We start from the raw sequence: 8,472 nt of genomic DNA, 5'->3' as shown, positions 1-8,472 counted from the left end.
GCTTGCGCCGCCGCACTGCAGACGCTGGCGCAGCGCAGCGGCAGCAGCCTGGAGGCGGCCACCACGGCCTGGTTCCGCGCCTATGCGCGACTGCTGCTGGATGGCGTGTGGAGCGCCTGGTTCGGCTACGGCATCGTGCTGGAGCCACACCTGCAGAACACCGTGATCGGCTGCGAGGACGGCCTGCCGACACAGGTGTGGATCCGCGACCTCGAAGGCACCAAGCTGCTGCCGTCGCGCTGGCCGGCCGCACGCCTGCCCGGCATGTCCGAGACCGCGCGACAGTCGCTGTATTACAGCGCCGAACGCGGCTGGAACCGCATCGCCTACTGCGCGCTGGTCAACAACCTGGCCGAAGCGATCTTCCACCTCGCCGACGGCCACGACCGCCGCGAACGCCAGCTGTGGCAGATCGCCGGCGACATCGCGCGCACGTGGCAGCAGCGCCACGGCACGCAACCGGCACTGCAGGCCCTGCTCGACGGCGCGCCGCTGCCGGCCAAGAACAACCTGCGCCTGCGCCTGCTGCAACGTGCCGACCGCCATGCCGACTACAGCTTCCTGCCCAACCCGATCGGCAGCGCCGCGTTGCGGCAGGCGGCGGCATGAGCCTGCGCATCGATCCTGCCCCACTGCACGCGGCGCTGGCGCAGTTGCGCGCGCAGGCCGACGGTCCGGTCTGCGCCTACGTCTACGACCTGGCGGCGCTGCAGGCGCATGCGGCGATGCTGCGCGCACACCTGCCGGCCGAGTGCGAGCTGTTCTACGCGGCCAAGGCCAACGCCGAGCCCCCCGTGCTGCGCACACTGGCACCGTGGGTGGACGGTTTCGAGGCGGCCTCCGGCGGCGAACTGCAATGGCTGCACACGCACCAGCCGGGCCGCCGGCTGCTGTTCGGTGGCCCCGGCAAGCTCGATACCGAACTGCAGCTGGCCGCCAGCCTGCCCGACTGCAGCGTGCACGTGGAAAGCCTGGGCGAGCTGCAGCGACTGGCGCGCATCACCGCGTCGCGCACATGCCCGTTGTCGGTGTTCCTGCGCCTGAACATCGTGGTACCGGGCATGCAGGACACGCGCCTGGTGATGGGCGGGCGACCCTCGCCGTTCGGCCTGGACGTGGACGACCTGGATGCCGCGATGCAGGTGCTGCGCGGCGCGAGCGGGCTGCGCCTGGACGGCTTCCACTTCCACCTGCTGTCGCACCAGCGCGATGCGCAGCTGCAGTTGCGGCTGATCGCGCACTATCTGCAGACCGTGCAGGGCTGGCGCCAGGCCTACGCGCTGGGCCCACTGACGGTGAATGCCGGCGGCGGCTTCGGCGTGGACTACGCCGATCCGGCGGCCTCGTTCGACTGGGCCGCGTTCTGCGCGGGCCTGCCGACGCTGCTGCGCACGCACGGCCAAGGCCTGCGCCTGCGCCTGGAGCCGGGCCGCTACGTCAGCGCCGCCTGCGGCTGGTACCTGATGGAGGTGCTGGACATCAAGCGCAGCCATGGCGCGCAGTTCGCCATCGGCCGCGGCGGCACCCATCATTTCCGCACGCCTGCCGCGCAAGGCCACGACCATCCGTTCCTGGTGCTGCGCGGCACCCAGCCACCGGTGCTGCGCGATGCGCGGGTGACCCTGGTCGGGCAACTATGCACGCCCAAGGACGTACTGGCCCGCGACCAGCCGGTGGCCGCACTGGCGCCGGGCGACTGCCTGGCGTTCCCGCTGGCCGGCGCCTACGCCTGGAACATCTCGCACCAGCAGTTCCTGATGCATCCACCACCGCAGATGCTGTTCCTCGACGGGCCGGCGCAGGCCGTCGATGCCATGCCGCAGCGCCGCATTGCCGACCCGGCCACCGCCGCGTCATGATCCGGTCACCCGTGCCGGCGCACCCTGCCGGCACATCCAACCGGAGCTGCCGCCATGACCCGTTCCGCCCGCTTCGCCGCCACCTGCCTGCTGCTGAGCTTCACCGCCGCCCCACTGCTGGCCGCCGCCGCGACCAAGCCACAGACCGCACAACAGACCCTGATGGCCAAGTGCTCGGCCCAGAACAAGGGCAAGAAAGGCGATGAGTAAAGGGCAAGAAAGGCGATGAGTACAAGAGCGCGCAAAAGGCCTGCCTCAGCGGCGGCACCGCCCCGGCGGCGGGCAACGCCTCCCAGCAGCGGATGAAGGACTGCAACGCGCAAGCCGCGACGCAGAAACTGAAGGGCGACGCCCGCAAGACCTTCATGAGCGGTTGTCTGAAGAAGCAGTAAGCCGACTAGCCCCTCTTCCCCCGGCGACCGAAGGAAGTCCCGTGGGAGAGAGGGGTTGGGGTGAGGGTCCGGCGCGTAGCGTCTCGCGGTGTTTGGGGGCACGAGGCTGCGCCCTACCCTCATCCGCCCCCTTCGGGGCACCTTCTCCCAAGGGGAGAAGGGAAAAGCCGAGCCCCTCTCCCCTCGGGAGAGGGGTTGGGGTGAGGGTACGACAGCCAGCGAAGCCAGCAAGGACCGGCATTGCCAACCGCCACCGCTCTTACGAATCCCTGCTTTCCACAGCCGAACGGCTGGTCATCCCGACTCTCCAATCCCGGCCCTTCAACCATTCGACGCCGGCGTAGAAGCCGCAGCCGCAGGCGGCTCGACATGCAGTGGCAAACCAGCATGATCCACCGGAATCGGCGCATAGTCCTCGCCGAACGCCACTTCGCCCGGCGTCCATCCTGAGCGGCGCCGCACCGCACCCCAGAAGCGCTTGAGCCCTTCCAACTGCAGCGCCACCAGGCCCAGCTCGTTGTCGCGGTCCACCATCGGGTCGCCCACGCCGGTCGGCCGCACCGGCTCGCCGTACAGCGCGGTGCCGAACAGCACGTCCCAGAACGCGAACACCTGGCCGAAGTTGCAGTTGTGCAGCCCCGGTCGCTCCGGGTCCACGCACATGTGGTGCAGGCGGTGGAACGGCGGATCGACCAGGATCTTGTCGAGCACCGGACCGAAGCCGAACCGGGTGTTGGCATGCGACAGGTTCTGCACCAGCTCGCCGAGCAGCATCAGCCAGGCGAACTCGTCGGCCTCGATGCCGAACGCGATGCCCACCGCGGCCAGCACGAACGACTGCAGCATGCCGTCCAGGTAGTTGCTGCGGTCGTTGGCCCAGCAGCTGAGCTGGCGCTGGCTGTGGTGCATGCTGTGCATCGCCCACCACCACGGCATCCAGTGCTGCACCCGGTGCATCCAGTAGTAGGTGAAGTCGTAGGCCAGGTAGTACAGCGCGAACAGCGCCAGCGGATGCTGGTCCAGCCACGGCCAGGCATGGCGCAGGCCGGTCTCCGGCGCCGCCGCCGCGTTGGGGTCGGCGCCGCCCAGTGCGTTGACCACCGGGGTCAGGATCAGGAACGAGAACAGCGGGAACACCCCGATCAACATCAACCAGGTGTAGTGGAAGTCGATGCGGGCCAGCCGCCGGTGCTCCCAGCGCTCGGCCGGCCACAGGCTCTCCAGCGGCCGGAACAGCACGCCGATGATGGACAACTGCAGGGCCGCCACCAGCAGCGAGGCGGCGATGTCGTGCGGATCGTCGCTGAGCCCGGTCAGGTGCAGCGTCGCCAGCAGCGGCGCCACCGCGTGGCTGGCGACCAGGTCGACCAGCGTGGACCAGGCGTGGGCAACGGACGAGACCATGGCGATGACAGGCATGCGAAGACGGCGATGGGGGCGCGACGGCCGGCGCGACAGCATGCTGCCGCTGGCTTTCGCCAAGCTGTCCGTGCCGGTCGATGCCGGCCACGCACGGTCGCGCTAGTGTGTCGCGACGGCGTCGGGCCGCCGGCTCGGCAGCAGCGCCGCGACGATGCCCAGCAGCGGCAGGAACGACATCACCTGGTACACGAAGACGATGCCGCGGTGGTCGGCGAGCAGGCCCAGCACCGCCGCGCCCAGCCCGCCCATGCCGAAGGCGAAGCCGAAGAACAGCCCGGAGATGGTGCCGATGCGCCCGGGCATCATTTCCTGCGCGTACACCAGGATCGCCGAGAACGCCGAGGACAACACGAAGCCGATCAGCACGGTCAACGCGGTGGCCGCATGCAGGCCTACATGCGGCAGCGTCAGCGCGAACGGCGCCACGCCCAGGATCGACACCCAGATCACCGGCTTGCGGCCGATGCGGTCGCCGACCGGGCCGCCGATCAACGTGCCCAATGCCGAGGCCAGCAGGAACGCGAACAGGTGCAGCTGCGCACTCTGCACCGAGATGCCGAAGCGCTGGATCAGGTAGAACGTGTAGTAGCTGCTCAGCCCGGCGATGTAGAAATACTTGGAGAAGATCAGCAGCAGCAGGATGCCGACGATGCGCACCACCGTGGCGCGCGGCAGCGCCGGCACCGCCGCGACCGGCCGCGGCGTCGCGCGCGCGGCCTGCAGGTGCAGCGCGTACCAGCGCCCGACGTAGGACAACAGGGCGATGCCGAGCAACGCCGCGCCGCCGAACCAGGCCACGCTATGGCGGCCGTTGGGCACGATCACCGCAGCGGCGATCAGCGGCCCCAGCGCGGTGCCGGTATTGCCGCCGACCTGGAACACCGATTGCGCCAGGCCGTGGCGGCCGCCCGAGGCCAGCCGCGCGATGCGCGAGGATTCGGGATGGAAGATCGCCGAGCCGATCCCGACCAAGGCCGCCGCCAGCAACACCATGCCGAAGCTGGGCGCATAGGCCAGCAGCAACAACCCGCACAGCGTGGAACTCATGCCCATCGGCAGCGAATACGGCGCCGGTCGGCGATCGGTGCGCAGCCCGATCAGCGGCTGGAACAGCGAGGCGGTGATCTGGTAGGTGAGAGTGATCAGCCCGACCTGGGCGAAGCTGAGCTGGAACTGGCCCTTGAGCACCGGGTACAGCGCCAGGATCAGCGACTGCATCATGTCGTTGATCAGGTGCGAGGAAGTGATCGCGGCCAGAACGCCGGACGCGACCTTGCGCGGGGCGACGGGAGCGGCGGGAGCGGCGGGAGAGGCAGCGACGGGCACGGCAGGGCGCAGCGTGGACATGGCGGGACAGGCATTGCCGGGAGTGCGTGCATGGTAGGCTGCCCTGCCCCGACCTTCTTGCGCGACATGCCCAGCAACCATCGCAAAAAGGACATGCTGGTGCCGCGCGCCGGCCGCAATGCGGACGACGCGCCCGCCGACGTGGTGTGCAAGGCCGTCGACTACCCGCCCGACAGCGCCATCGCCCCGCACCGGCATGCGCGTCATCAGTTGATCTACGCGGTATCCGGCCTGATGGTGGTGCGCTCGGGCCAGGGCCACTGGGTGGTGCCGAGCACGCGCGCGCTGTGGATCCCCGCCGGCACCGAGCACAGCGTGCGCTGGATCGGCGTCCTGCGCATGCGCAGCCTGTACATCCGCCCCGCCGCCATCGCCGGCATGCCAGACACGCCGACGGTGATGGCGGTGGAGCCGCTGCTGGAAGCACTGATCCGCAGCGCCGCGGAGATCCCCTGGGACCACGCCGCCGACTCGCGCGACGGGCGGCTGATGCGGCTGATCCTGGACGAACTGCATGCCCTGCCGGCGCTGCCGCTGTACCTGCCGCAGCCGCGCGATCCGCGCCTGCTGCGCATCGCCGCCGCGCTCGACGCCGACCCGGCCGATGCCACCACCCTGCATGCCTGGGCCACGGAACTAGGCGTGGACGTCAAGACCATCCAGCGCCTGTGCCAACGCGAACTGCAGATGCGCTTCGGCCAGTGGCGCCAGCAACTGCGCCTGCTGCGCGGGCTCGAACGGCTGGCCGCCGGCGACCGCATCATCGACGTGGCGGTGGAGCTGGGCTACGACAGCCCCAGCGCGTTCACCGCCATGTTCAAGCGCCAGTTCGGGCAGCCGCCGAGCCAGTTCTTCCGCTGAGCACGCGTGCAGCCCGCGGCGTAGCTCAGGCCTGCGCCAGGGCCTGCTGCAGGTCGGCGAGCAGGTCGTCGATGTGCTCGATGCCCACCGACAGCCGCACCGTATCCTCGCTGACGCCGCTGCGCTGCAACTCCTCGGGCGAGAGCTGGCGATGCGTGGTGGACGCCGGATGCGTGGCCAGCGACTTGGCGTCGCCGATGTTGACCAGGCGGGTGAACAGTTGCAGCGCATCGAGGAAGCGCGCGCCGGCGGCGCGGCCGCCGCGCAGGCCGAAGGTCAGCACGCCGGAGCCGTGGCCGCGCAGGTACTTTTGCGCCAGCGCGTGCTCGGGATGGTCCGGCAGGCCGGCGTAGTTGACCCACTCCACCTTGGCCTCGCCCTGCAGGTGCCGCGCCAGCGCCAGCGTGTTCTGGTTGATCCGGTCCATGCGCAGCGGCAACGTCTCGATGCCCTGCAGGATCTGGAACGCGTTGAACGGCGACAGCGCCGCGCCGGTGTTGCGCAGCGGCACCACCCGCGCGCGGCCGATGTAGGCGGCCTCGCCCAGCGCCTCGGTGTAGACCACGCCGTGGTAGCTCACGTCCGGCTCGTTGAGGCGGCGGAAGCGCTGCGCGTGCGCCGCCCACGGGAAGCGCCCGGAATCGACGATCGCCCCGCCCAGGCTGGTGCCGTGGCCGCCCAGGTACTTGGTCAGCGAATGCACCACGATGTCGGCGCCGAAGTCGAACGGCCGCAGCAGGTATGGCGTGGGCACGGTGTTGTCGACGATCAGCGGCACGCCGTGGGCGTGGGCGATGGCGGCCACCGCTTCCAGGTCGGTGACATTGCCGCGCGGGTTGCCGATCGACTCGACGAAGATCGCCTTGGTGCGCTCGTCGATCAGTCCGGCGAAGGCGCCGGGATCGCGATAGTCGGCGAAGCGGGTCTGGATGCCGGACAGCGGCAGCGTATGCGCGAACAGGTTGTAGGTGCCGCCGTACAGCGCGCTGGAGGAAACGATGTTGTCGCCGGCCTCGGCGATGGTCTGGATGGCATAGGTCACCGCCGCCTGACCGGAGGCCACCGCCAGCGCGCCGATGCCGCCTTCCAGCGCGGCGATGCGCTGCTCCAGCACGTCGGTGGTGGGGTTCATGATGCGGCTGTAGATGTTGCCCTGCACTTTCAGGTCGAACAGGTCGGCGCCGTGCTGGGTGTCGTCGAAGGCATAGGCCACGGTCTGGTAGATCGGCACCGCCACCGCGCGGGTGGTCGGATCGGGACGGTAGCCGCCGTGCACGGCGATGGTTTCCAGCTTCCAGTTCGGGTCGGACATGGACGGATCTCGGCAAGAGGAGCCGAGACGATAGCGCCCTGCGTGGCAGCGAATGCAAACCCGCGGTTATGAGGCCATGACGCCGGGTTGTCAGCCCACCCGGTGCGGACGGCGCGCGGGCACCCGGTATGATGGGCCGGCCAGCCCGCCGGGATGCTCACCCGATGCAACGCGCCGCCATCCGCTCGATTCCGCTGCTGCTCTTCGCCCTGCCAGCGTTCGCGCGGGCCGCGCCGCCGCCGTCCTATGCGATGGAACAGTGGAGCCAGCCCTACACTTGCGAGGCGCAGCACCAGCGCTATCTGGCCGATCCCGAACAGGATTCCAGCGTGCCCGCGCACGTCATGATGCAACGCTACCTCGGCGTGCTCGACGCGGTGATCGCTGGCGACGAGGCGGCGTTGACCTTGCGCCATCTCTGCGATCGGTTCGACCTGGATTTTTTCCCCGGCATGCTGCCGCCGCCGTATGCCGAACCGTGGAATCCCTCGCCGCGGCCACCGGTCGGCAACGTCTTCGCTGCTTTCGTCGACGCCGCCGGCATGGCGTTCACGCAAGAGGTCGAAGCGAAGTACTTGCCCGACCGGGCCTCGCTCTCGCTTTCCATCAGTTCCAAGGAAGATGCGCCCGTGGCTGCGGGCAGCGGGCTCGGCTACCGCTATCGCGACATGGGCGACGCCTGCCCGCTGCGGCTAGGGCAACTGGCCGACAGGCTGGCCGCCACCGGATTCTCGAAAGAGTACTTCGCTGTCGAGCCGCCACCACCGCAATACGCCGATACCGACTTTGGCGTCGGCGCCAGTTTCCAGCGCGACAAGCTTGCCGTGGGGGCCACCCTGCAAGGTACGTTCGCCGTGCAACGCGCACACCCCGAGGCGGCCTGCGTAGCAGGCATCACGCTGTCCCTGGAGAAGTAGGCGCACGCACTGCCGCAGGCGGGAACGCCGACCCTGGCGCGCCGATCCAGTCCCGGCATGCAAGCTCAGTCGTCGCCGAGCGCGCCATGGACGAGCAGCCAGGCACGCAAGGCTACTGCGTCCACATAACGCTCGGCGCGCAGGCCCAGGGCGCGTGCCGCTTCGACATGGACCGCCGTGTCATCGACGAACAACACCTCGTCCGCGGCCATCCGTAGTTGTGTCAGCGCATGCAGGAAGATTGCCGGCTCCGGCTTGATCGCGCCGACCTCGCTCGAATTCACCACCGCATCGAACGCGTCGGCGATGCCGAGCGCCTGCAGATCGTGCGACAGGCGCGAGGTGGCGTTGCTCAGCAGCAC

At 69.5% G+C, this 8,472-nt stretch carries 8 protein-coding genes and 1 pseudogene; 5 read left to right on the top strand and 4 right to left on the bottom strand.

All coding sequences use genetic code 11. The features are described from left to right. From D588_RS0121250 to D588_RS28815, 3 genes and pseudogenes are all read left to right on the top strand, one after another. Nucleotides 1-609 (top strand): ferric iron reductase (locus D588_RS0121250; protein ID WP_017917432.1); only part of this gene is annotated, 609 nt, incomplete at its 5' end. Next, complete coding sequence (locus D588_RS0121245; protein WP_017917431.1) at nucleotides 606-1,859, top strand: type III PLP-dependent enzyme; 1,254 nt, start codon at nucleotides 606-608, stop codon at nucleotides 1,857-1,859. The genes D588_RS0121250 and D588_RS0121245, both read left to right, overlap by 4 nt. A 54-nt stretch (nucleotides 1,860-1,913) precedes the next feature. Next, nucleotides 1,914-2,251 (top strand): annotated as a pseudogene (locus D588_RS28815) (PsiF family protein). Between the two features lie 321 nt (nucleotides 2,252-2,572). Here D588_RS28815 and D588_RS25790 read toward each other — a convergent pair. Both D588_RS25790 and D588_RS0121230 read right to left on the bottom strand, forming a co-directional pair. Beyond that, nucleotides 2,573-3,670 carry a sterol desaturase family protein gene (locus tag D588_RS25790; protein ID WP_051067900.1) on the bottom strand — a complete coding sequence of 366 codons (1,098 nt, stop codon included), beginning with the start codon at nucleotides 3,668-3,670 and terminating at the stop codon, nucleotides 2,573-2,575. Nucleotides 3,671-3,772: 102 nt separating this feature from the next. Continuing rightward, nucleotides 3,773-5,020: an MFS transporter gene (locus D588_RS0121230; protein WP_017917427.1), complete on the bottom strand. Its 1,248-nt coding sequence runs from the start codon at nucleotides 5,018-5,020 to the stop codon at nucleotides 3,773-3,775. Between the two features lie 66 nt (nucleotides 5,021-5,086). On the opposite strand from D588_RS0121230, the gene D588_RS0121225 reads away from it, so the two are divergent. Continuing rightward, entirely contained in the window at nucleotides 5,087-5,881 is a 795-nt protein-coding gene (locus D588_RS0121225) for a helix-turn-helix transcriptional regulator (RefSeq protein ID WP_232764344.1), read from the top strand. A 25-nt stretch (nucleotides 5,882-5,906) separates the two neighbouring features. Here D588_RS0121225 and D588_RS0121220 read toward each other — a convergent pair whose 3' ends face one another. Beyond that, complete coding sequence (locus tag D588_RS0121220) at nucleotides 5,907-7,193, bottom strand: O-acetylhomoserine aminocarboxypropyltransferase/cysteine synthase family protein (protein ID WP_017917425.1); 1,287 nt, start codon at nucleotides 7,191-7,193, stop codon at nucleotides 5,907-5,909. 164 nt (nucleotides 7,194-7,357) lie between these two features. Here D588_RS0121220 and D588_RS0121215 point away from each other — a divergent pair, with 164 nt between their 5' ends. Next, a complete protein-coding gene (locus tag D588_RS0121215; RefSeq protein WP_017917424.1) occupies nucleotides 7,358-8,110 on the top strand; it encodes a hypothetical protein in 753 nt (250 codons plus the stop codon). A gap of 65 nt (nucleotides 8,111-8,175) precedes the next feature. Here D588_RS0121215 and D588_RS0121210 read toward each other — a convergent pair. Further along, nucleotides 8,176-8,472: HAD-IA family hydrolase (locus tag D588_RS0121210; protein WP_017917423.1), on the bottom strand; the 297-nt coding region annotated here is incomplete at its 5' end.

Source organism: Xanthomonas sp. SHU 308, from assembly GCF_000364645.1.
Classification (GTDB): domain Bacteria; phylum Pseudomonadota; class Gammaproteobacteria; order Xanthomonadales; family Xanthomonadaceae; genus Xanthomonas_A; species Xanthomonas_A sontii.
Note: the sequence above shows the minus strand (reverse complement) of the source record. Positions and strands in the feature narration are given on the sequence as shown.

What these genes read in the sequence shown, in the direction of transcription:
- D588_RS0121230 (WP_017917427.1), bottom strand. Translation starts at nt 5,020, where the DNA reads ATGTCCACGCTGCGCCCTGCCGTGCCCGTCGCTGCCTCTCCCGCCGCT.
- D588_RS25790 (WP_051067900.1), bottom strand. Translation starts at nt 3,670, where the DNA reads ATGCCTGTCATCGCCATGGTCTCGTCCGTTGCCCACGCCTGGTCCACG.
- D588_RS0121225 (WP_232764344.1), top strand. Translation starts at nt 5,087, where the DNA reads ATGCCCAGCAACCATCGCAAAAAGGACATGCTGGTGCCGCGCGCCGGC.
- D588_RS0121215 (WP_017917424.1), top strand. Translation starts at nt 7,358, where the DNA reads ATGCAACGCGCCGCCATCCGCTCGATTCCGCTGCTGCTCTTCGCCCTG.
- D588_RS0121245 (WP_017917431.1), top strand. Translation starts at nt 606, where the DNA reads ATGAGCCTGCGCATCGATCCTGCCCCACTGCACGCGGCGCTGGCGCAG.
- D588_RS0121220 (WP_017917425.1), bottom strand. Translation starts at nt 7,193, where the DNA reads ATGTCCGACCCGAACTGGAAGCTGGAAACCATCGCCGTGCACGGCGGC.